Genomic DNA, 24,049 nt, shown 5'->3' with positions numbered 1-24,049 from the left:
TGTGCTTGAGCAAGGTTTATTAGTAACGGCTGGGGTAGCATTCTTAATTTCTGTTGCCCTTTCGCCATTGTTTATTCCATTTTTAAGAAAATTAAAGTTCGGACAGAGTATTCGTGATGAGGGACCAAAGTCACATCAAAAAAAATCAGGGACACCGACAATGGGTGGTATCGTCATATACGTATCTATGATGGTAACTTCACTTATTATGGCGATTAAGTTTAATTATTTAGGTGCAGAGGTTTCGTTATTACTATTAGTGACGTTTGGTTACGGATTGATTGGATTTTTAGATGACTACATAAAGGTAGTTAAGAAGAGAAATCTTGGTTTAACATCAAAGCAAAAATTAGTAGGTCAGCTTGTTATTGCTATTGCATTCTTTTTAATTGGAAAAGGGCAAGCGTTCCACACATACATCATGATTCCGGGAACGGATGTTAAGTTTGAATTAGGTTGGGCGTATTTCGTACTTGTACTATTTATGCTTATTGGTGGATCAAATGCAGTTAACTTAACTGACGGGTTAGATGGTTTATTATCAGGAACAGCTGCTATTGCATTTGGAGCATTTAGTATTATTGCTGTGGCACAAGAGCAATTTGGAGTAGCGATATTCTGTATGGCAGTTGTGGGAGCTGTACTTGGATTTTTAGTATTCAATGCGAATCCAGCAAAAGTGTTTATGGGAGATACAGGTTCATTAGCTTTAGGTGGAGCCATTGCAGCTGTAGCGATTTTATTAAAACAAGAATTGCTACTTGTAATTATTGGCGGAGTATTCGTAATGGAAACTTTATCGGTTATCATTCAGGTCATTTCATTTAAAACAACAGGAAAACGTGTCTTTAAAATGAGTCCATTACACCATCATTATGAATTATGTGGTTGGTCAGAGTGGCGTGTTGTTGTGACGTTTTGGTCTGCAGGATTTTTATTAGCTGTGTTAGGAATTTATATCGGGGTGTGGATGTAATTGAAAACTGTAACTGAATTTCAAAATAAGAATATTCTTGTATTGGGCATTGCAAAAAGTGGTTATGCAGCAGCTACATTGTTACAAAAGTTAGGGGCAAATGTTATTGTAAATGACGGAAAGCCTTTAGCAGAGAATGTACTTGCTGCAGAATTACAAGCAAAAGGAATGGACGTTGTATGCGGTGGTCATCCTTTAGAATTATTAGAGAGAAATATTTCTCTTGTAGTAAAAAATCCAGGAATCCCGTATTCTAATCCAATATTAGTTGCTGCGAAAGAAAAGCAAATTCCGATTGTTACGGAAGTTGAATTAGCATATCGTATTTCAGAAGCACCATTTGTTGGGATTACGGGGTCTAACGGTAAAACGACGACGACAATGCTGACATTTGAAATGCTAAAAGAAGGACAAAAGCATCCTGTAATTGCAGGGAACATTGGAACTGTAGCGTGTGAAGTAGCACAGGATGCAAAAGAAAATGAAGTTGTAGTTACAGAACTTTCATCGTTTCAATTGATGGGAGTAGAATTGTTCCAACCTAAAATTGCTGCGTTTTTAAATTTATTTGAGGCCCACTTAGATTATCATGGGACGAAGAAAGAATATGGTTTAGCAAAAGCAAATATTTTTAAAAACCAAACAGAAAATGATTATAGTGTAATAAATGCGGATGATGCAGATGTGATGGCTTTGTCTGCGTATTCTAAAGGTCAAAAAATCCTGTTTTCGACAACGAAAGAAATTGAAGATGGTGCGTGTATAAAAGATAACGCTCTTTATTTCAAAGGTGAAAAAGTTATTGAAGTAAGCGATATCGTTTTACCTGGTCAACATAATCTAGAAAATATTTTAGCTGCGATGAGTATTGCGAAATTATTAGGTACTTCTAATGAAGCAATTACGGTCGTGTTAAAACGTTTTACGGGTGTAAAACATCGTTTAGAATATGTAACAACGATTAACAACCGTAAGTTTTATAATGATTCAAAAGCAACGAATATGTTAGCGACTGAGAAAGCACTATCTGCGTTTACACAACCGATTGTGTTACTAGCAGGTGGGCTTGATCGCGGAAATGAATTCGATGATTTAATTCCGTATTTCAAAAATGTAAAAGCGATTGTAACATTTGGACAAACAGCTCCTAAACTAGTAAGAGCGGCAGAAAAAGCGGGATTAGATATAATTGAAAGTGTCGATACTTTAGATGAAGCAGTGGTGAAAGCTTATGCTCATTCTAAAGATGGTGATGTCGTTCTTCTTTCTCCAGCGTGTGCAAGCTGGGATCAATTTAAAACATTTGAAGAAAGAGGAGACATTTTTATACAAGCTGTGCATAAACTTATATAAAGTAAATCAAAACATCAGTAGGCTAACACCTACTGATGTTTTGTTACATAAGGCAAAAGGTTCTGCCTAAAGAGGTGGTGTTTGTGGGTAATGAAGAAAACGCCTGATTTTATTCTCATCATCGTAACACTTTCATTGTTGACAATCGGAATGATTATGGTTTATAGTGCGAGTGCAGTTTGGGCCTCTTATAAAATGGGGGACTCATTCTTTTTTGCAAAAAGACAATTACTGTTTGCGGGTCTTGGTGTAGTAGCTATGTTTTTTATTATGAAAATTGATTATTGGGTGTGGCGTACGTATTCAAAAGTGATTTTGCTAGTTTGCTTCATTCTTCTTATTCTCGTTCTTATTCCTGGAGTAGGTCTTGTTCGAGGAGGAGCACGAAGTTGGATTGGAATCGGAGCATTTTCGATTCAGCCGTCAGAATTTATGAAGTTTGCGATGATTATTTTCTTGGCAAAGTTTTTAGCAGAACGGCAAAAATTGATTACATCTTTTAAACGTGGTTTATTACCGGCTCTTAGTTTTGTGTTTCTTGCTTTTGGGATGATTATGTTACAGCCAGACCTTGGGACAGGAACGGTAATGGTTGGGACATGTATCATTATGATATTCATTTCGGGAGCGAGAGTTTTTCACTTTGCAATGTTTGGTTTGATTGGTGTAGCAGGATTTGTAGGGTTAATTGCATCAGCACCGTATCGAATGAAACGCATTACATCATATTTAGATCCGTGGTCAGATCCGCTCGGGAGTGGATTTCAAATTATCCAATCATTACTTGCAATTGGACCTGGTGGATTATTTGGGCTTGGACTTGGACAAAGTAGACAAAAATTTCTTTATTTACCTGAACCACAAACTGACTTTATATTTGCGATCTTATCCGAGGAATTAGGTTTTATTGGTGGTTCATTTGTGTTATTATTATTTAGTCTATTATTATGGCGCGGGATTCGTATCGCATTAGGAGCGCCAGATTTATATGGTACGTTTTTAGCAGTAGGTATTGTGGCGATGATTGCGATTCAAGTAATGATTAATGTTGGTGTTGTAACAGGACTAATGCCTGTTACGGGTATTACCTTGCCGTTTTTAAGTTATGGTGGATCAAGTTTGACATTAATGTTAATGGCAGTAGGTGTATTATTAAATATAAGTCGCCATTCTCGCTACTAAACCCTGTTTATAAGACAGGGTTTTTCGTATGTGTGTAAAAATGCAATATGTATATAGAAATAAATATAATGGAAATAAGAAAAGAGAAGCGGAGGAGTTAGTAGTGCGTGTATTAGTGAGTGGTGGGGGTACTGGTGGTCATATTTATCCAGCTCTTGCTTTAATTAGAGAAATAAAAAAGTTAAATCCAGAAGCAAGATTTTTATATATTGGTACGGAAAATGGACTAGAGAGTACAATCGTTCCAAAAGCAGGTATACCATTTCAATCTATTGTTATAAGTGGATTTAAACGAAAAATATCATTAGATAATGTGAAAACAGTAATGCGTTTTCTAAAAGGTGTACAGGATAGTAAACGATATATTCGTCGTTTTAATCCGGATATCGTAATTGGAACGGGTGGATATGTATGTGGACCAGTTGTATACGCTGCAGCCAAATTAGGTATTCCAACTATTGTACATGAACAAAATAGTGTACCAGGTGTAACGAACAAGTTTTTAAGCCGTTATGTTGATAAAGTTGCTGTTTGTTTTGAAGCAGCTATAGAGCATTTTCCAGAGTCAAAAGTGGTAATGACAGGTAATCCACGAGCATCAGAGGTAATGGAACAAAATGGAATGAAGGGGAAACGTTCAGTTGGGCTTTCTCTTCCTAAAAAGTCTGTACTTATATTTGGTGGAAGTCGTGGGGCTAGACCGATTAACGATGCCTTCGTTGAAGCAATTGAACAGTTTGGGAACAAAAGCTACGAAATACTATATGTAACAGGTGAAGTACATTATGACAAAGTGATGGAAGCCGTGAAGCAAAAAGGGAACCCAAGCAATGTTATTATTAAGCCGTTCATTCATAATATGCCAGAGGTACTAACTGGTGTAGACCTTGTTGTTTCAAGGGCTGGGGCAACAACACTTGCAGAATTAACAGCGTTAGGAAAACCAAGTGTGTTAATACCGAGTCCGTATGTAACAAATAATCATCAGGAAAAGAATGCACGTTCAGTTGTTGATAAAGGAGCGGCAAAAATGTTACTTGAAAAAGATTTAACAGCTGAAACGCTTATTCGTGATATTGATGAGATTTTATTAGATGCACAAACATTACAAAATATGAAGTTAGCTGCTAAGCAACTAGGTATTCCAGATGCAGCAAATAAGCTGTATGAAGTAATGAATAAACTTGTAAAAAAATAAAGTGAGGCTTTAATCAGTGGGGAGTGATTCTCTCTCTTTGATTATTACCTTTCACTAATCGGATGTTTACTGGTATCCTCATTCCGCCTAATTTCTTTGTTAACACCTAATTTTGATTTAGGAGCTGTACTGCCCGTAAATAGAGGGATAACGTTAGGTGAACGCCCTGCATATTATTGTCATAAGGAGACTTAATATGGGGGAGATTGTCTATGGAACAATTAGTAAATGAGCTTATAGAAGCAGACGTTGGTCGTGTTTTGGTTAACGAGCCGTTAGCACGTTATACAACTATGAAAATAGGTGGCCCAGCGGATATTTTAATTGTGCCAAAGCATGTAGCCGGTATTGAAAAAACATTACAGTTAGTAAAGCAATACAAAACGAAGTGGACTGTAATTGGTCGCGGTTCAAACCTTCTTGTATCTGATCAAGGCATAGAAGGTGTTGTTATTCGTTTAGGAGAAGGATTAGATCACTTAGAGGTCGAAAAACATAAGGTAAGAGTTGGTAGTGGATATCCTCTTATTAAATTGTCAACTTTACTTAGTCGTCAAGGGTTAGCTGGATTGGAGTTTGCAAGCGGTATTCCAGGAAGTGTCGGTGGTGCAGTATATATGAATGCAGGTGCACATAAATCGGATATATCGAGTGTATTATCGAAGGCTCTCATTCTGTTTGAAGACGGTGCAATTGACTGGTTAACGAATAAAGAATTGGAGTTTTCTTATCGGGCATCTGTATTGCAAACGAAACGTCCTGGTATTGTTTTAGAGGCGGTGTTTCAATTACAGGCGGGGAAACGTGAAGAAATTGTACGTAGCATGCAAAATAATAAAGATTACCGCCGTGAAACGCAACCATGGAATCACCCGTGTGCAGGAAGTGTATTTCGGAATCCAATCCCACATTTTGCAGGAGATTTAGTAGAAAAAGCAGGGCTTCGTGGCTATAGGATTGGTGGAGCTCAAATTTCTGAAATGCATGGCAATTTTATTGTTAATACTGGGGGAGCTTCAGCGCAAGATGTATTGTCTTTAATTGAATTAATAAAACATACAATTAAGGATAAATTTGATGTAGATATGCACACAGAAGTAGAAATCATTGGAAGATAACGGTTATTCGTTCCGCTCATTATCATTTATGTTATAATAAGAAGATAAGAACGGCATGAGGAACATGCCGTTCTTTATGTTACATAGGGGGATCGTACATGAATAATAGTAAAGTGATTAAACTACAAGATCGTGTACCAAAATTGAAAAATCAAAAGAAAAAAAACAAAAAAAATGTTAATCATCGATTGATTTTATACATATCAATTTTATTTTTATTAGTGCTCTTTTTAATTTATTTTCGGTCTCCGCTTAGTAATATAAAAAAGATTAGTGTGTTTGGAAATCACTATATGACGGATGAACAAGTAATGAAGGATTCAGGCGTGACATATGATACAAGTTATTTCCGAGTGACAGCACATAAAGCTGAAGAAAACTTAACGAAGCGAAAAGAAATTAAAGCAGTAAATGTAAAAAAACGTTTTCCAAACAATATTGATATTCATATCGAAGAATATTTAACGATTGGTTATATAAATAAAGAGGGAAAATTACAACCGTTATTAGAGAATGGAAAAACGCTTGATGTACTACCTAATGGAAAACTTCCTGTTGCAGCACCGATTTTCGAACCTTTTAAAGAAGAGAAAATGAAGGAGTTAATCGCTGAACTAGAAAAATTAACACCAGCTATTTTAAAATCTATTTCGGAGATTCGCTATTCACCAACGAATGCGAATGAAGATCATCTTACTTTATATATGAATGAAGGTTATGAAGTGAGCACTACAATTCAAAATTTCGCAAAACGTATGGAAGCCTATCCGCTTATTTTAAAAACAATTGAGCCAGGTAAGAAGGTATTAATTGACTTAGAAGTAGGTGCATATACGAAAGAATTAGGTGCGGAAGAAAAAAAAGAATAGAATGGTAGTTTTCGTTACTTATAGCAGAAAAAACGAAACGAATGTTCTGTTATGTGTATACGAATTTAGAAGAATGGTTCATTTGATGAAAAATATGTAAAAATTCTTAGATTCATACTAGTATTGGTACAAGTTTCACTTTTCTATGAGTACATCTTAGTGTAGACTTATACTTGGCGGTAAACTTTACACTCGAAATAGAATTATTTCAAGATAAGCAGTTATTCATAGTTTACTGCGATATTCTTAATTGAATGCTAAATAAAAATAAGAAAAATATAGGGTTAAAAAAGGGAAACGTATAAAGACGTTGAATATTTTTCTTATAAATAGTAAAGTTGCGATTGTTGTTCCATATATTGAGTTGTATGGTATAAATAAAGAAGGAGGTGCCAAAGAATGAACAGCAATGAAATATATGTTAGTCTTGACATCGGTACATCCAATGTTAAAGTCATCATTGGTGAAATGGTTAATGACAGCTTAAACATTATTGGTGTTGGAAATGTAAAATCAAATGGTTTAAAGAAGGGATCGATAGTTGATATAGACGAGACTGTTCGATCAATTAAAAAAGCAATTGAACAAGCTGAGCGCATGGTGGGAATCCACATTGAGCAAGTTGTAGTAGGTGTCAATGCAAACCAGGTACAGCTACTTCCTTGTCACGGAGTAGTCGCTGTTTCAAATGAAGATCGTGAAATCGGGAATGAAGATGTCTTACGCGTTCTAGATGCAGCACAAGTTGTGTCAATTGCTCCAGAACGTGAGTTTATTGATGTGGTACCTCGACAGTTCATCGTAGACGGTCTTGACGAGATTAACGATCCACGCGGGATGATCGGTGTAAGATTAGAAATGGAAGGTACACTTATTACAGGCTCGAGAACTTTACTACATAACCTACTTCGTTGTGTAGAAAAAGCAGGTCTTGAAATTGTTGATATTTGTCTTCAACCTTTAGCGGCTGCAACAGTTGCAATATCTTCAGATGAAAAAAATAGAGGAGTAGCCCTTGTTGATATGGGGGGAGGATCTACAACTTTATCTATTTTTAAAGATGGAGAGTTACAAGCGACAAGCGTATTACCATTAGGTGGAGACCATATAACGAAAGATATTGCGATTGGGTTGAAAACTTCAACAGAAAATGCAGATCAAATTAAGTTGAAATATGGACATGCTTTTTATGATACAGCATCTGAAGAAGAGATGTTTACGGTTCCTATTATGGGAAGTGATCAAACAGAACAATATTCTCAGTTGGAATTATCGGATATAATAGAGGCTCGTGTAGAGGAAATTTTAATGTTTGTTCAAGATGAAGTGCGTAAGTTAGGAGTAAAGCAAGTGGCTTCTGGTTATGTACTAACTGGCGGAATTGCTTCTATGCCAGGTGTTCTTGATCTTGCATATGATATTTTACATGAAAATGTTCGTGTAGCAACTCCTGATTATATTGGTGTGCGTGAGCCCCAATATACAAGTGGAGTTGGATTAATTAAACATTCTTATCAAAAAGCTAAATTACGTGGGAAAAATGTGCAGGAAAAGCAAGAGCATTTTGAACCAGTACCAGCACCAGTACCAACGCCGGTACAACAGCAACCCACGAAACAAAAAACTCGTAATCAAAACAATAATAATCAAAATGATGACCGCATGATGTCAAAAGTAAAACGTGTATTCCGTTATTTATGGGATTAAAATTGGACACGAAAAATGAGGTTCTAGGGGGATTTCGACATGTTAGAGTTTGATACTACTCAAGATCAATTAGCGAATATAAAAGTTATCGGTGTCGGCGGTGGCGGAAACAATGCTGTAAACCGTATGATTGAACACGGTGTACAAGGTGTAGACTTTATCGCTGTGAACACTGATGCACAAGCATTAAATCTATCAAAAGCTGAAACAAAAATGCAAATTGGTGGAAAATTAACGCGTGGACTTGGTGCAGGCGCAAACCCTGAAGTAGGGAAAAAAGCTGCAGAAGAAAGTAAAGAACAGATCCAAGAAGCACTTCGTGGTGCGGATATGGTCTTCGTAACTGCCGGTATGGGCGGTGGAACTGGAACTGGTGCAGCTCCAGTTGTTGCTCAAGTTGCAAAAGAATTAGGTGCTTTAACAGTAGGTGTTGTAACACGTCCATTTACTTTTGAAGGACGTAAGCGTGCGACGCAAGCAGCATCTGGTATTGCAGCATTTAAAGAAAATGTAGATACTCTTATTGTAATTCCAAACGATCGCTTATTAGAGATTGTTGATAAAAATACGCCAATGTTAGAAGCATTCCGTGAAGCTGATAACGTATTACGTCAAGGTGTTCAAGGTATTTCGGATTTAATTGCAACGCCAGGTTTAATTAACTTAGACTTTGCAGACGTAAAGACAATTATGTCTAATAGAGGTTCTGCTTTAATGGGTATTGGTTCTGGTAATGGGGAAAATCGTGCTGCAGAAGCTGCGAAAAAAGCGATTTCTAGCCCATTACTAGAAACATCTATTGATGGAGCTCAAGGTGTTATCATGAACATTACGGGTGGCGCTAACTTAAGCTTATATGAAGTACAAGAAGCGGCAGACATCGTAGCTTCAGCTTCAGATCCAGAAGTAAATATGATCTTCGGTTCTGTTATTAACGAAGGATTAAAAGATGATATCGTTGTAACTGTAATTGCAACTGGTTTTGATGATAGCATTGCAACTCAACCACCAAAACCAATTATTCGTCCGAATGCGAACCACACGCAACAACAGCAACAACCAGTAGCTCAACCTTCAAAACAGCGTGAAGTAAAACGTGAAATGAAGCGTGAAGAGCCAGTTGTACATGAGCGTCATTCAGATTCAGATGATATCGATATTCCAGCATTTTTACGTAACCGTCGTAGACGATAAAAAAAGGAGCTTTCATGCTCCTTTTTATTTTTTATGGAAAAGACCTGCTAAGCAGGTCTTTTTTTATTTCGTATATTTCAATATATTTTGTTTGTGAAAATAAGAGTATATCATTCTATGAATTTGTACTTTTATTTTTTACCGACAGATTATGTCTAGAAATCACAAAATAACAAAAAAACACCTCCGCAAATTGACACACTTTCCTATTGGATATGCATTATACTAGTCTCAACTTGAAAAAAGAGGTGAATTGTTTGGTTGTTTACGCCGACGTTGTTTGGTTGTTAAACGCCTGCATTGATTTTCTTTTGCTTTTATTAACAGCTACCGTGTTAAAAAAGAAAATCAAAAGATGGAGGCTTGTGTTAGGGGCATTTATAGGTTCAACTATTGTTATTTTTGCCTTTACTCCTTTTGCTTCTATGATGACACATCCAATTATGAAACTACTGTACTCGTTACTTATTGTGTATACAGCATTTGGGTTTACGACATTTAGAAATTATGCACAAACTGTTTTTACTTTTTACTTTGTAACCTTTATGGTTGGCGGAGGATTAATTGGAACTCATTTCTTTTTGCAAACGAATGAAATGGTAAATGGATTGGTTCAATCTCAGTCAATTTCTTACGGTGATCCAATTAGTTGGTTATTTGTTATTTTTGGTTTTCCAGTAATTTATTATTTTTCTAAAAAGCGTATTGAAAGCGTAGAGGTCACGAAAATACACTATGATCAAATTGTGAAAGTAAAAATTCAATTAGCCGAAGAAGAACTAGAACTCGCAGGTCTTATTGACAGTGGGAACCAACTTTATGACCCATTAACAAAAACACCTGTTATGATTATGCATGTTTCATCATTAGAACATTGCTTACCATCTTGGTTAACAGAACAAATTTATTCCAAAACAGAAATTCCTCAAATACCAGAAAATGATTCTGGTTGGGCGACCAAATTACGCTTAATTCCTTTCCGTGCAGTAGGAGTAGAGAGTCAATTTTTGTGGGCAATTAAGCCTGACAGTGTGCAAGTTGACCATGAAGGTAGTTCTATTGTTGTAAACAAAGTATTAATTGGATTAAATACACAACAGCTGTCTACTAATGGGGAGTATCAATGTATTGTGCATCCAAAAATGTTGATTTCGCAAAAAATGGTGATCGCTTAATAAATGAGAGGCGGGATAATATGATGAAATTAAAATTTTATTTAGTATACCTTTGGTATAAAGTATTGCTGAAATTAGGAATTAAGACCGATGAAATTTATTATATTGGTGGAAGTGAAGCGTTGCCACCACCGTTAACAAAAGAAGAAGAGGAAGTTCTTTTGAATAAATTGCCAAAAGGAGATCAGGCAGCAAGGTCATTACTTATTGAACGTAACTTAAGGCTCGTTGTATATATAGCAAGAAAGTTTGAAAATACAGGGATAAATATTGAAGATTTGATTAGTATAGGAACAATCGGCCTTATTAAAGCGGTAAATACATTTAATCCAGAAAAGAAAATAAAATTAGCAACATATGCATCGCGTTGTATAGAAAATGAAATTTTAATGCATTTACGTCGAAATAACAAAAATCGTTCGGAAGTTTCTTTTGATGAACCACTAAACATTGATTGGGATGGGAATGAACTGTTATTGTCTGACGTGTTAGGTACAGATGATGATATTATTACAAAAGATTTAGAAGCTACTGTAGATCGTCACCTTTTAATGAAAGCATTACACCAATTAAATGATCGTGAAAAACAAATTATGGAACTTCGGTTTGGGCTTGCTGGAGGAGAGGAAAAGACGCAAAAAGATGTGGCTGATATGCTTGGGATTTCACAGTCATACATTTCGCGTTTAGAAAAAAGAATTATAAAAAGATTACGAAAAGAATTTAATAAAATGGTGTAAAGAATAAGACCAGCCGTTATGTAGGCTGGTCTTATTCTATTTAGTTGTATTAGGAAAGATAATTTAAATAATAAATCGTGAAAAAACCACATGCATAAAATCCCCTTCAAAGGAAATACTTTACACTGTACAGCAACTCCCGATAGGAGGGAACACTTTGACGAGAAACAAAGTAGAAATTTGCGGTGTTGATACAGCTAAACTTCCAGTATTAAAAAATGAAGAGATGCGTAAATTATTTCGTGAAATGCAAAGTGGAGAGATAAGCGCAAGAGAAAAATTAGTGAATGGAAACTTACGTCTTGTACTGAGCGTCATCCAAAGATTTAATAACAGAGGAGAATATGTTGACGATTTATTTCAAGTTGGTTGCATCGGACTTATGAAATCAATTGATAATTTTGATTTAGGCCAAAATGTAAAATTTTCAACGTATGCTGTGCCGATGATTATTGGGGAAATACGCAGATATTTGCGTGATAATAATCCGATTCGCGTATCGCGCTCATTGCGAGATATTGCGTATAAAGCTTTGCAAGTAAGAGAAAAATTGATTGCAGAAAATTCAAAAGAACCAACAGCAATGGATATTGCAAAAGTGCTAGAAGTAACTCATGAAGAGATAGTATTTGCTTTAGATGCGATTCAAGATCCAGTTTCATTATTTGAACCGATTTATAATGATGGGGGAGATCCTATCTTTGTTATGGATCAGTTAAGTGATGAAAAACAAAAGGACGAGCAGTGGGTTGAAGAATTAGCATTGAAAGAAGGAATGAAGCGTTTAAATGATAGAGAGAAAATGATTATTAGAAAACGTTTCTTCCAAGGAAAGACACAGATGGAAGTTGCAGAAGAAATTGGGATTTCCCAAGCGCAAGTATCACGTTTAGAGAAGTCAGCCATTAAACAAATGAATAAAACGATTCAAGGATAAGGTCTCACCAATTATGGTGAGACCTTTTTATATGTAATATGGTTTGTGCTCATAGTAGGGGATTAGTGTTCATATAATGAAACTAGCATGGTGTTTCGTATAGGTGGCTTCCTGTAAATATGAGAAACAGTTTCCAATTTGTCATATAAGGGAGAGGATAAAAATGGTGATACGAATTTCAGAGTTACAGATGAAGGATGTTATAAATATTTCAGATGGAAAAAGGATTGGGAATATTGGAGATATTGAAATTGATATGAACACAGGGAAAATTTGTTCTGTTATTATTTCCAAACAGACACGTATGCTAGGTATTTTTGGAAAAGATGTTGAGATTGTAATTCCTTGGAAGGAAATTGTGAAAATTGGGGAAGATGTCATACTTGTAAGAGTAAATCCTGTTAATTCTGTAACAGAATCAATACAAACACCGACAATTTCATAAAGAATATTACAAATTCCTCTTTTTTTTCTGTTAGGATTATGAAAAAATAAAAGTATGGTAAAATAGACAGGAAGTACCATGCTTTTTTCTGTTATTTTAATTAAAAGGAGCCGCTTTATTATGAGAGAACCATTTAAATATGTGGACGGTATACTGTATTTACAAGCGTGGAAAGAACTTGGAAACATTACTGCTGGATTTACGACAAAAGATGGTGGGATAAGTACGGGCTCCTTTCATGCGATGAATTTAGGATTACATGTGAATGATATCGTGGAGAACGTTCATGAAAACAGACGCATTTTAGCAAATAAGTTACAAAAACCATTAGAAAACTGGATTTGCTCTGAACAAGTTCATGCTCATCATGTTGAAAAAGTAGGGCAACAGGAAAAGGGAAGTGGTGTCTATTCATATGAGGACGGCATTTCAAAAACAGATGGCATTTATACGAGTAATGAAGATGTTCTGTTAACGTCTTGTTACGCGGATTGTGTTCCGCTCTATTTTTATGCACCATCACATGGTATGATAGGACTTGCGCATGCTGGATGGAAAGGCACTGTACAAGAGATTGCAAAGGAAATGATTCAAAAGTGGAATGCAGAAGGTATTTCAAGTGATGAAATTCATGTTGCAATTGGGCCGTCGATCGGATCTTGTTGTTATGTTGTGGATGATCGTGTATTAACAGCAGCACAGGAAGTAGTTAGCGGTGCTGTTCCTCATCAAAAAATTTCTGACGGGCAGTACGCAATTAATTTAAAAGAAATTAATCGTATATTATGTGTACAAGCAGGCATAAAAGAAGAGCATATTGTAATGTCATCTCTTTGTACAAGCTGTGAAGAGCAACTATTTTTCTCTCATCGTCGTGATCAAGGTAAGACAGGAAGAATGTTGAGTTTCATAGGTTTTAAGGAGGAAGGAAGCAAGTGACAGTACAAGAAAATTTAGTAATTGTAAATGAAGCTATTAAAGAATCTTGCGCTCGAGCTGGACGTTCGTTGCAAGATATTAAACTTGTTGCAGTTACAAAAACTGTAGGGATTGAAAAAACAAACGAAGTAATTGAAGCTGGAATTATCGATTTAGGTGAAAATAGAAATGAAGGTTTCTTACAGAAATACAAGCATTTCGGTTCAAAAGTTAATTGGCACTTTATTGGCTCATTACAAACGAGAAAAGTAAAAGAAATCATTAATGAAATTGATTATTTACATTCGTTAGATCGTCTTTCGCTGGCGAAAGAAATTCAGAAACGTGCTGATAAGAAAGTGAAATGCTTTATTCAAGTGAAAACCTCATCTGAAGAATCGAAGCAAGGATTGGCAATAGAAGAGGTTGTTTCTTTTATTCAAAGTTTGCAAGAATTCGATAAAATTGAAGTGGTTGGACTAATGACGATGGCTCCATTTACAGAAGAAGAGGAAGAAATCAGACGCTGTTTTAAGGAATTACGTATGCTGCAAACAGAGGTGCAGGAGCTAGAGTTATTACATGCGCCATGTAAAGAATTATCAATGGGAATGTCCAACGATTACACAATTGCAATTGAAGAAGGGGCTACATATATTCGTTTGGGAACGATTTTAGTAGGAAAAGCGTAAAAGGAAGGAGAATCTTATTATGAGTTGGTCAAAAGTAAAATACTTCTTTTTTGATACACCGGAAGAAAAAGAAGCAGCTCAATATGGTTATGAAAAGGAGCAAACAGACATGAAAAAGCAGCAAGATCCACCAGAACAACAAGACGTTACGTTTCCGAAAGCGCAACCGAAGCAAAATGTTGTGAGTATTGAAACAGCAAAACAATCTTCAAAAGTTGTTTTATTAGAACCACGCACATATTCGGAAGCACAAGGGATTGCGGACCACTTAAAAGGTAGACGAGCTGTTGTAATTAATTTGCAGAGAATGTCTACTGATCAAGCGGTACGTATCGTTGACTTTTTAAGTGGTACTGTATACGCTATAGGCGGGGACATTCAAAAAATAGGGCCGAAAACATTTATGTGTACACCTGAAAATGTAGATATTGTTGGTGCGATTTCAGAGTTATTCGGTGAAGAAGAAGAAACAAATATAAAGAGGTGGTAATACGCCATGACAACAGTTTTTATAGTGTTAAGTTATGCTATCGAGATTTACTCGTGGGCACTTATTATTTACATTCTCCTATCATGGTTTCCTGGTGCAAAGGAATCATCTTTTGGAGAGTTCCTGGCACGTATTTGTGAACCGTATTTAGAACCATTCCGCCGCTTTATTCCGCCGCTTGGAATGATTGATATTTCTCCAATCGTTGCGATCTTTGCGTTGAAACTTGCTAAAACTGGTTTGTTCAGTTTATTAAGCTATTTCTTATAGTAAGAAGGTAAATACATGAGCATCTACGAACATTTTAGGCCTGATGAGGAGGTCTTTGTGGATAAAGTGCTAGAGTGGAAGCGAGCGGCGGAGTACCATCAAGTGAAGTTAACGGATTTTCTTGATCCTAGGCAACAACAAATTGTTTCTATGGTAATAGGACAAGGTGATGTTGCTGTACAATTTGGTGGTGCAACGCCTAATGCAGAGCGTAAAAGAGCACTTATTTATCCAGACTATCTAGAATTAAATGAAGAAGAATTTCAAGTAGAAGTATTAGAAATTGACTATCCTTCCAAGTTTTATACGCTAGAACATAGGCAAATATTAGGTACATTTATGTCTCTTGGTTTAACAAGAGAAAAATGTGGTGATATTTTGCTGCAAGAAAATCGTGCCCAAATTGTAGTTGCGAAAGAAATTGTATCGTATATTGAGATGAACTTACAATCAATAGGGAAAGTAAAAGTCTCTTTAGCGTCAGTGCAAGGAGAACAAATTCTACAGATAGATGAAACGTGGGGAGAGAAATCTGGAACGGTTTCTTCACTTCGTTTAGATGTTATGTTAGCTGAAATGTTACATTTATCTAGACAGAAAGTACAACCTTTCATAAAAAATGGTTTAGTAAAAGTCAATTGGAAAACAGTGGAGCAAACTTCTTATGAATGCTATCCAGGAGATGTTTTTTCTGTTAGAGGATATGGCCGAAGTAAATTATTTTCTGTAGAAGGTAGAACAAAACGCGACAAATGGAGAATTTTGTATGGTATACTAAAATGATTGGTTTTTTAGAAGGAAATCCTCCTATTTTGTCGAAGAAAAGATATAATTGAAAGAGGAAATTTAGATAACTACTTGGAGGTGGCGTTGTGCCGTTAACACCATTAGATATTCATAACAAAGAATTTGGTCGCGGATTCCGTGGCTATGATGAAGATCAAGTAAATGAGTTTCTTGATCAAATTATCAAAGATTATGAATTGGTCATTCGTGAGAAAAAAGCTTTAGAAGAAAAAGTTGCGCAGTTAGAAGGGAAGTTAGATCATTTCTCTAATATTGAAGATACGTTAAACAAATCTATCGTCGTTGCACAAGAAGCAGCGGAAGAAGTAAAACGTAATGCGCAAAAAGAAGCGAAATTAATTGTGCGTGAAGCTGAAAAGAATGCTGATCGTATTATTAACGAAGCATTAGTAAAATCAAGAAAAGTTGCTTTTGATATTGAAGAGCTAAAGAAACAAGCGAAAGTATTCCGAACTCGTTTCCGTATGTTATTAGAAACACAGCTTGAGATGTTAAACAACGATGATTGGGATAAACTAATTGAATTAGAAGACGAAGTAGATGAACTGTTGAAAAAAGAAGAAACAGTGTAAGCTTGACGTTTTTCTCATTATTACATATAATTTTAAACAACATATTTATTAAGAAAAACGAAGATAGGGATAAGTACCTTTTCAAACCTTATATAGCGAACTGAGGATGGTGTAAGCTCAGGATAAGGAGATAGTGGGAATATCACCCTGGAGTTCCGCGCTGAACAAATAGAGTAAGCGTAGGCGTGTATTCGCGTTAAGAATATAAAGAGGATTCTATACATATGTATATGATCTACTAGGGTGGTACCGCGGGAGACTTTCTCGTCCCTTTTTGGGATGAGAAGGTCTCTTTTTTATTCCGTTTTTTAAGTGTTTCTTTTATACATGTAAGGAGGAATTGAGCATGGAGTACAAAAATACATTACTGATGCCAAAAACAGAGTTCCCAATGCGTGGGAATTTACCAAAACGTGAGCCTGCAATGCAAGAAAAATGGGCTGAAATGAATATTTACGAAAAAGTACAAGAACATACAAAAGGACGTCCTTTATTTGTATTGCATGATGGACCTCCATATGCGAATGGTGACATTCATATGGGACATGCATTAAATAAAGTATTAAAAGACTTTATTGTTCGTTATAAATCAATGACTGGTTTTAGTGCGCCATATGTTCCAGGATGGGATACGCACGGTTTACCAATTGAACAAGCTTTAACAAATAAAGGTGTAAAACGTAAAGAAATGACAGTTGCTGAGTTCCGTAAGTTATGTGCAGAGTATGCATATGAACAAGTAGAACGTCAACGTGAACAATTTAAGCGTCTAGGTGTACGTGCAGATTGGGATAATCCATATATTACTTTAGAGCCAGCTTATGAAGCACAACAAATCAAAGTGTTTGGTGACATGGCGAAAAAAGGTTATATCTATAAAGGTCAAAAACCAGTTTACTGGTCTCCAACGAGTGAATCTGCTTTAGCGGAAGCTGAAATTGAATATCAAGATAAAAAATCAGCATCTATTTACGTAGCATTCCCTGTAAAAGATGGAAAGAACGTATTAGAAGGTGATGAAAAGTACATCATTTGGACAACGACACCTTGGACATTACCTGCAAACTTAGGTATTTCTGTTCACCCAGAGCTTGAATATAGCATTGTAAAAGTAAACGATGAGAAATATATCATTGCTTCTGAGCTGTTTGAGACAGTTGCAAAAACGTTAGAGTGGGAAAATGCTGAAGTTGTGAAAACAGTAAAAGGTAGCGAACTTGAGTACACAGTTGCAAAACATCCATTCTACGATCGTGATTCATTAGTTATGCTAGGAGACCACGTAACAACAGATGCAGGTACAGGTTGTGTTCATACAGCACCAGGACACGGGGAAGATGACTTCGTTGTTGGTAAAAAGTATGGATTAGAAGTACTTTGCCCAGTCGATGATAAAGGTGTATTAACAAATGAGGCACCTGGATTTGAAGGCTTATTCTATGATAAAGCTAATAAACCAATTACAGAAAAATTAGAAGAAGTAGGCGCGTTACTGAAACTAACATTCATTACACATTCATACCCACATGATTGGAGAACGAAAAAACCAATTATTTTCCGTGCGACAGCACAGTGGTTTGCATCTATTGAAGCATTCCGTAAAGAATTAATAGAAGCTGTAGCAGAAACAAAATGGGTACCAGCATGGGGAGAAACTCGTCTTCATAATATGGTTCGTGACCGTGGTGACTGGTGTATTTCTCGTCAGCGTGCATGGGGTGTGCCAATTCCGGTATTCTATGCTGAGAATGGTGATCCAATTATTACGGATGAAACAATTAACCATGTAGCAGATTTATTCCGTGAACACGGTTCTAACGTATGGTTCGAGCGTGAAGCGAAAGATCTATTACCAGAAGGATTTACACATCCAGGTAGCCCAAATGGCGAATTCCGTAAAGAAACAGACATCATGGATGTATGGTTCGATTCAGGTTCTTCTCACCAAGCGGTATTAGAAGAGCGCGAAGATTTACAGCGTCCAGCTGATTTATATTTAGAAGGATCTGACCAGTATCGTGGTTGGTTTAACTCTTCATTATCAACAGCAGTTGCTGTAACAGGTAAAGCTCCATATAAAGGCGTACTAAGTCACGGTTTCGTACTAGATGGTGAAGGACGTAAGATGAGTAAGTCGATTGGAAACATTGTCGTACCGAAGAAAATTATGGATCAATTAGGCGGAGACATTTTACGCTTATGGGTATCTTCTGTTGACTATCAATCTGACGTACGTATTTCAGATGATATTTTAAAACAAGTAGCAGAAGTGTATCGTAAAATCCGTAACACATTCCGTTTCTTATTAGGAAACTTAGACGACTTTAAGCCAAGTGAAAATGCAGTAGCTGTAGCTGAACTTCGTGAAGTAGATCGTTACATGTTAGTGAAATTAAATGACTTAATTACAAAAGTTAAAGAAGCATATGAGACATACGACTTCGCTGCTGTGTATCATGCAATTCATAACTTCTGTACAATTGATTTAAGTTCATTCTATTTAGACTTTGCAAAAGACATTTTATATATTGAAGGTGCAAACCACGAAGATCGTCGTGCGATTCAAACTGTATTATATGATGTTCTTGTTGCGTTAACGAAACTTGTAACACCAATCTTACCGCATACAGCTGATGAAGTATGGCCATACATTCCAGGCGTAACAGAAGAAAGTGTACAATTAACTGATATGCCAGAAGCTGTACAATTAGATGACGCGGAAGCGTTAAAAACAAAATGGGATGCATTTATGACATTACGTGATGACGTGTTAAAAGCACTAGAAGTAGCTCGTAATGAAAAAGTAATCGGTAAGTCATTAAATGCAAGCATTACGCTATATCCAACTGCAGAAATGAAAGCTATGTTAGAGTCTATTAGCGAAGACTTAAAGCAATTATTCATCGTTTCTGAGTATAAACTTGGTGGTATGATGGATGAAGCGCCAGCAGATGCACCGAAGTATGAACATACAGCGGTTGTTGTTGCTCAAGCAACTGGTGAAACATGTGAACGTTGTTGGGTAGTTTCAGAAACAATTGGTAAAGATGCTGAACATGAAACATTATGTGAGCGTTGTGCAACAGTTGTTAAAGAAAACTATGTAAAATAATAAAAAAAGCTGACTGCTATTGATGCAGTCAGTTTTTTTGTTGATGGCATATCAAAATCACTTTCAGACTCTTTCCTGTGAAGGAAAAATGTGTGTGAGGTAAGCAAATAAATTTCGGACACACTAACTGTACATTACAGCTAGGAGGAATGTACACGTGAATGAAATTTACATGGAAATAAAAGAAGAATTGCAATTGATGAGAAAAGAGTTGCAAGAGAGACTAGCTAAAGAAGTAATGCACAAATATGATGTCGAGTTCAGCCAAGAGCTTGGATATGAAATTAAGGAAGAGATAAAGAAAAAATTGCTATTACATGATATAAAAGAGGATTTAAAGGATGTAGAACGCGCATTATTTAAAATGGAAATAGACATGTATGGTATTTGTGAAGAGACGGGGAGATTAATTTCGACAAAGCAAATGAAGACAATGCCGACTGCCCGTACGATTCATGAATTCTTTTATGAAAAGGTAAATGTATGAATACGCACAACGATATTATATTACCTTTTTTTAATTTATTTTATTCTTCTATAAAGGTTCATTGTGAAAAGGTAGCAGCTATGCTAAAATTTTGAGGTACACTGTCTTTGTGGGGGAAATGAAAATGATATATTATGTAATAGCGTTATTCGTCATTGCTATCGATCAAATATCGAAGTGGTTAATTGTAAAGAACATGGAATTGGGTACGAGTATTCCGATTATCGACAATGTATTATACATAACATCACATCGAAATAGAGGCGCTGCTTGGGGTATTTTAGAAAATAAAATGTGGTTCTTCTACATTATTACAGTTGTTTTTGTAGTGTTTATTGTATTTTATATGAAAAAGTATGCGAAAACAGACAAGCTTCTAGGTATTTCGTTAGGCCTAATTTTGGGCGGGGCAATTGGTAACTTTATTGATCGTGTATTTAGACAAGAAGTAGTGGATTTCATTCACGTGTATATTTTCTCGTACAACTATCCAGTATTCAATATAGCTGATTCAGCATTATGTATTGGTGTTGTATTAATTATTATTCAAACATTATTAGAAGGCAAGAAAGCGAAGGAGTAATTGAATGAGTGAAGTAGTACAAGTAACAGTTGCAGCAGAGCAAAAAAATGAGCGAATTGATAAATTCGTTGCAGGGATAAATAACGAATGGTCACGTACGCAAGTGCAGCAATGGATTAAAGATGACGCTGTGACAGTAAACGGGAAAGCGGTAAAAGGGAATTATAAAGTAAAAGAAGAAGATGAAATTACAGTAACAATTCCTGAACCAGAAGAGTTAGATATTCAACCAGAGGATTTAAATTTAGAAATTTATTATGAAGATGCAGATGTGCTTGTTGTAAATAAGCCACGTGGTATGGTTGTACATCCAGCACCAGGGCATACAAGTGGTACACTTGTAAATGGCCTTATGCATCATTGTACAGACTTATCAGGCATTAACGGTGTAATGCGTCCAGGTATCGTGCATCGTATTGATAAAGATACATCTGGACTATTAATGGTTGCTAAAAATGATATGGCACATGAATCGCTTGTGAATCAGCTTGTAGCAAAAACAGTAACGAGACGTTACAAAGCGATTGTACACGGTGTGATTCCGCATGATAAGGGAACGATTGATGCTCCGATTGCTCGTGATAAGAAAGAGCGTCAAAGTATGACAGTTGATGAAAATGGTAAGAACGCTGTTACGCATTTCCAAGTGTTAGAACGCTTTAAAGATTTTACACTTGTAGAATGTCGCTTAGAAACGGGACGTACGCACCAAATTCGTGTTCATATGAAATATATTGGCTATCCACTTGCAGGAGATCCGAAGTATGGTCCGAAGAAAACGTTAGATATGAATGGACAAGCACTTCATGCGGGTATTTTAGGCTTTGATCATCCTCGTACTGGTGAATATATTCAGTTTGAGGCACCGATTCCAGAAGTGTTTGAAGACGCATTAAATATTTTACGAAAATAGTATTGACAAATCATAAGAAAACTGAGATACTGACAACAGTTAAATAATGATCCTTTAACACAGCCCCGTGAGGTTGAGAAGGTAACGGTTTGAAATACTTAGGGTATGTTGTACCCTTTTTTCAAAAGTCCTCTCGCACACGCTGAGAGGACTTTTTTTATACCATTACTCTCACGCAAGAAAAAAGCTTGGAGGTGTAGAGCATGCAAGAGAAAGCTGTCGTTTTAGATGACCAAATGATTCGCCGCGCTTTAACACGAATTAGTCATGAAATCGTGGAACGAAATAAAGGTGTCGATAATTGTGTTCTTGTCGGAATTAAAACTCGTGGAATTTTTATTGCACAACGTTTGGCAGAACGAATTGGTCAAATTGAAGGAAAAGAAATGGAAGTTGGAGAGTTAGACATTACGTTATATCGTGATGATTTAACACTACAATCGAAAAATAAAGAACCACTTGTAAAAGGTTCTGATATCCCTGTAGATATTACGAAGAAAAAAGTTATCCTTGTGGATGACGTATTATATACAGGAAGAACAGTTCGAGCAGCAATGGATGCTCTTATGGATTTAGGTAGACCATCTCAAATCCAATTGGCGGTTCTTGTTGATAGAGGTCATCGCGAATTACCAATTCGCGCTGATTATGTAGGGAAGAATATTCCAACATCAAGTGAAGAGCGTATCGAAGTTGATTTGCAAGAGACAGATCAACAAGATCGAGTAAGCATATACGATAAGTAAAGCCCTTTTAAATGTAGTCCTGTGAGGCTGCCAAAGGGTCTTGGCTTTCATATGTCAAATTTGGCATACGAAAGTGTAGGACTCTTTGTGCACAGGCACAAAGAGTTTTTTTATTGCAAAGATTTAAACTGAAGGAGGATGTAACAATGGAACAAAAGCCAGTGTTAGACGTTAATGAAGTACCGAAACCGGGAAAATGGTTATTTTTAAGTATACAACATTTGTTCGCGATGTTTGGATCAACAGTGCTTGTTCCGTTTTTAACAGGATTGAATCCATCAGTAGCATTAATATCAAGTGGATTAGGAACGTTAGCGTTTCTTCTTATAACGAAAGGTCAAGTACCTGCTTATCTAGGATCATCATTCGCCTTTATCGCACCGATTATAACAGCGAAAACGGCAGGTGGACCGGGAGCGGCAATGCTTGGTGGTTTGCTAGCAGGACTTGTGTACATCTTAATCTCACTCGGAATTAAGAAATCAGGATCAGAGTGGATTATGAAATTACTACCACCAATCGTAGTTGGTCCAGTAGTAATGGTAATCGGTCTAGCTTTAGCACATACAGCAGTTAACATGGCGATGAACGGTGCGGATGGCAAATATAGCTTTACACACTTTTCAGTAGCGTTAGTAACATTAGCAATTACAATTATATGCTCGATATTTGGAAGAGGATTTTTCAGTATCATACCAGTGTTACTTGGTATTATCGGCGGATATATCTTCGCTTACTTCCAAGGGCTAGTAGACTTAAAGCCGGTAGCTGAGGCAAAATGGTTTGTTGTACCAGATTTCACAGTACCATTTGTAACATACACACCAGAGTTTTCATGGAAGATTGTACTCTTGATGGTACCAGTTGCACTAGTAACAATATCAGAACATATCGGACATCAAATTGTTCTTGGAAATGTTATTAAAAGAGATTTAATTGAAAAACCAGGTTTACACCGTTCAATCTTCGGTGACGGAGTAGCAACATTAATCGCGTCACTAATCGGTGGGCCACCGAATACAACGTATGGTGAAAACATCGGTGTGCTAGCAATTACGAGAGCATACAGTGTATACTTATTCATCGGTTCAGCAGTATTTGCAATCATGTTCGGATTTATCGGTAAGATTTCTGCACTGATTCATTCGATCCCAACACCAGTTATGGGTGGTGTATCAATCTTACTATTCGGTGTAATCGCATCAAGCGGATTACGCATGATGGTAGATGATAAAACAGATTTAAGTGACAAACGAAACTTAATGATTGCATCAGTAATATTAGTAATCGGTATTGGTGGAGCGGTACTTCATGTAGGAGAATCATTCCAAGTAGAAGGAATGGCACTAGCAGCAATTGTAGGTGTACTGTTAAATCTACTACTACCGGAAACGAAACAAATAAAACAATCTAAGCAGATTGCTTCATAATAATAACCTTTTAATTCAGTCCTGTGAGACCGGAAAGGGTGGCTTCTTTCTTGCACCCTAGTCTCACACGATTAGGGTATTTTTATGCAAAGGTTGTTATAAAAATTCAAAAGTGGTAACATAAAAATCAGAAAG

24 protein-coding genes and 1 other annotated feature are annotated in these 24,049 nt (G+C 36.4%); all 24 genes read left to right on the top strand.

The genetic code is table 11. From position 1 onward, the window contains the following. Position 1 precedes the first annotated feature (1 nt). Complete coding sequence (gene mraY, locus ACUN13_RS00990; protein ID WP_000893060.1) at positions 2–976, top strand: phospho-N-acetylmuramoyl-pentapeptide-transferase; 975 nt, start codon at positions 2–4, stop codon at positions 974–976. Then, on the top strand, positions 977–2,329 hold the full coding sequence (gene murD / locus ACUN13_RS00985) for a UDP-N-acetylmuramoyl-L-alanine--D-glutamate ligase (RefSeq protein WP_000860115.1): 1,353 nt from the start codon (positions 977–979) through the stop codon (positions 2,327–2,329). It abuts the gene before it with no gap. A 90-nt stretch (positions 2,330–2,419) separates the two neighbouring features. After that, a complete protein-coding gene (gene spoVE, locus ACUN13_RS00980) occupies positions 2,420–3,511 on the top strand; it encodes a stage V sporulation protein E (protein WP_000753520.1) in 1,092 nt (363 codons plus the stop codon). A gap of 103 nt (positions 3,512–3,614) precedes the next feature. Then, positions 3,615–4,709 (top strand): undecaprenyldiphospho-muramoylpentapeptide beta-N-acetylglucosaminyltransferase, encoded by a 1,095-nt coding sequence (murG, locus tag ACUN13_RS00975; protein ID WP_025689214.1) that lies wholly within the window; start codon positions 3,615–3,617, stop codon positions 4,707–4,709. Positions 4,710–4,921: 212 nt separating this feature from the next. Further along, positions 4,922–5,827, top strand: coding sequence for a UDP-N-acetylmuramate dehydrogenase (gene murB, locus ACUN13_RS00970; protein WP_000437020.1), 906 nt, complete (start codon positions 4,922–4,924; stop codon positions 5,825–5,827). Positions 5,828–5,925: 98 nt separating this feature from the next. Further along, positions 5,926–6,696: a cell division protein DivIB gene (gene divIB / locus ACUN13_RS00965; protein ID WP_001065793.1), complete on the top strand. Its 771-nt coding sequence runs from the start codon at positions 5,926–5,928 to the stop codon at positions 6,694–6,696. 399 nt (positions 6,697–7,095) lie between these two features. Further along, on the top strand, positions 7,096–8,403 hold the full coding sequence (ftsA, locus tag ACUN13_RS00960) for a cell division protein FtsA (protein ID WP_445423639.1): 1,308 nt from the start codon (positions 7,096–7,098) through the stop codon (positions 8,401–8,403). A 39-nt stretch (positions 8,404–8,442) separates the two neighbouring features. Further along, positions 8,443–9,597, top strand: a complete 1,155-nt coding sequence (gene ftsZ / locus ACUN13_RS00955; RefSeq protein ID WP_000888984.1) for a cell division protein FtsZ — start codon at positions 8,443–8,445, stop codon at positions 9,595–9,597. A 257-nt stretch (positions 9,598–9,854) separates the two neighbouring features. Then, the gene (gene spoIIGA, locus ACUN13_RS00950; RefSeq protein ID WP_000261975.1) at positions 9,855–10,772 is read left to right on the top strand and encodes a sigma-E processing peptidase SpoIIGA; all 918 of its coding nucleotides are present in this window, start codon (positions 9,855–9,857) and stop codon (positions 10,770–10,772) included. Positions 10,773–10,792: 20 nt separating this feature from the next. Then, positions 10,793–11,512, top strand: coding sequence for an RNA polymerase sporulation sigma factor SigE (sigE, locus tag ACUN13_RS00945; RefSeq protein ID WP_000976948.1), 720 nt, complete (start codon positions 10,793–10,795; stop codon positions 11,510–11,512). A gap of 157 nt (positions 11,513–11,669) precedes the next feature. Further along, on the top strand, positions 11,670–12,449 hold the full coding sequence (gene sigG / locus ACUN13_RS00940) for an RNA polymerase sporulation sigma factor SigG (protein WP_000197755.1): 780 nt from the start codon (positions 11,670–11,672) through the stop codon (positions 12,447–12,449). Positions 12,450–12,612: 163 nt separating this feature from the next. Further along, the gene (locus ACUN13_RS00935; RefSeq protein ID WP_000236745.1) at positions 12,613–12,894 is read left to right on the top strand and encodes a YlmC/YmxH family sporulation protein; all 282 of its coding nucleotides are present in this window, start codon (positions 12,613–12,615) and stop codon (positions 12,892–12,894) included. Positions 12,895–13,014: 120 nt separating this feature from the next. Further along, positions 13,015–13,833, top strand: coding sequence for a peptidoglycan editing factor PgeF (pgeF, locus tag ACUN13_RS00930; RefSeq protein ID WP_001209008.1), 819 nt, complete (start codon positions 13,015–13,017; stop codon positions 13,831–13,833). Then, on the top strand, positions 13,830–14,504 hold the full coding sequence (locus ACUN13_RS00925) for a YggS family pyridoxal phosphate-dependent enzyme (RefSeq protein WP_025689225.1): 675 nt from the start codon (positions 13,830–13,832) through the stop codon (positions 14,502–14,504). Before pgeF ends, ACUN13_RS00925 begins: the two co-directional genes overlap by 4 nt. 19 nt (positions 14,505–14,523) lie before the next feature. Next, positions 14,524–14,994, top strand: a complete 471-nt coding sequence (locus ACUN13_RS00920; RefSeq protein WP_000119129.1) for a cell division protein SepF — start codon at positions 14,524–14,526, stop codon at positions 14,992–14,994. Positions 14,995–15,000: 6 nt separating this feature from the next. Continuing rightward, positions 15,001–15,264, top strand: coding sequence for a YggT family protein (locus ACUN13_RS00915; RefSeq protein ID WP_000214233.1), 264 nt, complete (start codon positions 15,001–15,003; stop codon positions 15,262–15,264). Positions 15,265–15,279: 15 nt separating this feature from the next. Further along, positions 15,280–16,047: a YlmH family RNA-binding protein gene (locus tag ACUN13_RS00910; RefSeq protein ID WP_002164454.1), complete on the top strand. Its 768-nt coding sequence runs from the start codon at positions 15,280–15,282 to the stop codon at positions 16,045–16,047. Between the two features lie 89 nt (positions 16,048–16,136). Continuing rightward, the gene (divIVA, locus tag ACUN13_RS00905) at positions 16,137–16,643 is read left to right on the top strand and encodes a septum site-determining protein DivIVA (RefSeq protein ID WP_001131611.1); all 507 of its coding nucleotides are present in this window, start codon (positions 16,137–16,139) and stop codon (positions 16,641–16,643) included. A gap of 51 nt (positions 16,644–16,694) precedes the next feature. Continuing rightward, positions 16,695–16,918 (top strand) — a binding site (T-box leader). A gap of 71 nt (positions 16,919–16,989) precedes the next feature. Continuing rightward, positions 16,990–19,755, top strand: coding sequence for an isoleucine--tRNA ligase (gene ileS2 / locus ACUN13_RS00900; protein WP_000455951.1), 2,766 nt, complete (start codon positions 16,990–16,992; stop codon positions 19,753–19,755). Between the two features lie 157 nt (positions 19,756–19,912). After that, positions 19,913–20,242 carry a molecular chaperone DnaK gene (locus ACUN13_RS00895; protein ID WP_001002956.1) on the top strand — a complete coding sequence of 110 codons (330 nt, stop codon included), beginning with the start codon at positions 19,913–19,915 and terminating at the stop codon, positions 20,240–20,242. Between the two features lie 124 nt (positions 20,243–20,366). Continuing rightward, on the top strand, positions 20,367–20,825 hold the full coding sequence (lspA, locus tag ACUN13_RS00890) for a lipoprotein signal peptidase LspA (RefSeq protein ID WP_000642180.1): 459 nt from the start codon (positions 20,367–20,369) through the stop codon (positions 20,823–20,825). 4 nt (positions 20,826–20,829) lie between these two features. Then, positions 20,830–21,738: an RluA family pseudouridine synthase gene (locus ACUN13_RS00885; RefSeq protein WP_409531673.1), complete on the top strand. Its 909-nt coding sequence runs from the start codon at positions 20,830–20,832 to the stop codon at positions 21,736–21,738. Positions 21,739–21,941: 203 nt separating this feature from the next. Beyond that, on the top strand, positions 21,942–22,484 hold the full coding sequence (gene pyrR, locus ACUN13_RS00880) for a bifunctional pyrimidine operon transcriptional regulator/uracil phosphoribosyltransferase (protein ID WP_001156491.1): 543 nt from the start codon (positions 21,942–21,944) through the stop codon (positions 22,482–22,484). Between the two features lie 146 nt (positions 22,485–22,630). Continuing rightward, positions 22,631–23,914 carry a uracil permease gene (uraA, locus tag ACUN13_RS00875; protein WP_000435928.1) on the top strand — a complete coding sequence of 428 codons (1,284 nt, stop codon included), beginning with the start codon at positions 22,631–22,633 and terminating at the stop codon, positions 23,912–23,914. Positions 23,915–24,049: the final 135 nt, after the last annotated feature.

The organism is Bacillus cereus group sp. Bce041 (assembly GCF_052646455.1).
This window is presented reverse-complemented; position numbering and strand designations above follow the sequence as displayed.

Excerpts from the sequence above, each read along its gene's own strand:
- spoVE (WP_000753520.1), top strand. The coding sequence starts at position 2,420 with ATGAAGAAAACGCCTGATTTTATTCTCATCATCGTAACACTTTCATTG.
- murB (WP_000437020.1), top strand. The coding sequence starts at position 4,922 with ATGGAACAATTAGTAAATGAGCTTATAGAAGCAGACGTTGGTCGTGTT.
- divIB (WP_001065793.1), top strand. The coding sequence starts at position 5,926 with ATGAATAATAGTAAAGTGATTAAACTACAAGATCGTGTACCAAAATTG.
- ftsA (WP_445423639.1), top strand. The coding sequence starts at position 7,096 with ATGAACAGCAATGAAATATATGTTAGTCTTGACATCGGTACATCCAAT.
- ftsZ (WP_000888984.1), top strand. The coding sequence starts at position 8,443 with ATGTTAGAGTTTGATACTACTCAAGATCAATTAGCGAATATAAAAGTT.
- sigE (WP_000976948.1), top strand. The coding sequence starts at position 10,793 with ATGATGAAATTAAAATTTTATTTAGTATACCTTTGGTATAAAGTATTG.
- ACUN13_RS00935 (WP_000236745.1), top strand. The coding sequence starts at position 12,613 with ATGGTGATACGAATTTCAGAGTTACAGATGAAGGATGTTATAAATATT.
- pgeF (WP_001209008.1), top strand. The coding sequence starts at position 13,015 with ATGAGAGAACCATTTAAATATGTGGACGGTATACTGTATTTACAAGCG.
- ACUN13_RS00920 (WP_000119129.1), top strand. The coding sequence starts at position 14,524 with ATGAGTTGGTCAAAAGTAAAATACTTCTTTTTTGATACACCGGAAGAA.
- ACUN13_RS00915 (WP_000214233.1), top strand. The coding sequence starts at position 15,001 with ATGACAACAGTTTTTATAGTGTTAAGTTATGCTATCGAGATTTACTCG.
- ACUN13_RS00910 (WP_002164454.1), top strand. The coding sequence starts at position 15,280 with ATGAGCATCTACGAACATTTTAGGCCTGATGAGGAGGTCTTTGTGGAT.
- ileS2 (WP_000455951.1), top strand. The coding sequence starts at position 16,990 with ATGGAGTACAAAAATACATTACTGATGCCAAAAACAGAGTTCCCAATG.
- lspA (WP_000642180.1), top strand. The coding sequence starts at position 20,367 with ATGATATATTATGTAATAGCGTTATTCGTCATTGCTATCGATCAAATA.
- ACUN13_RS00885 (WP_409531673.1), top strand. The coding sequence starts at position 20,830 with ATGAGTGAAGTAGTACAAGTAACAGTTGCAGCAGAGCAAAAAAATGAG.
- pyrR (WP_001156491.1), top strand. The coding sequence starts at position 21,942 with ATGCAAGAGAAAGCTGTCGTTTTAGATGACCAAATGATTCGCCGCGCT.
- uraA (WP_000435928.1), top strand. The coding sequence starts at position 22,631 with ATGGAACAAAAGCCAGTGTTAGACGTTAATGAAGTACCGAAACCGGGA.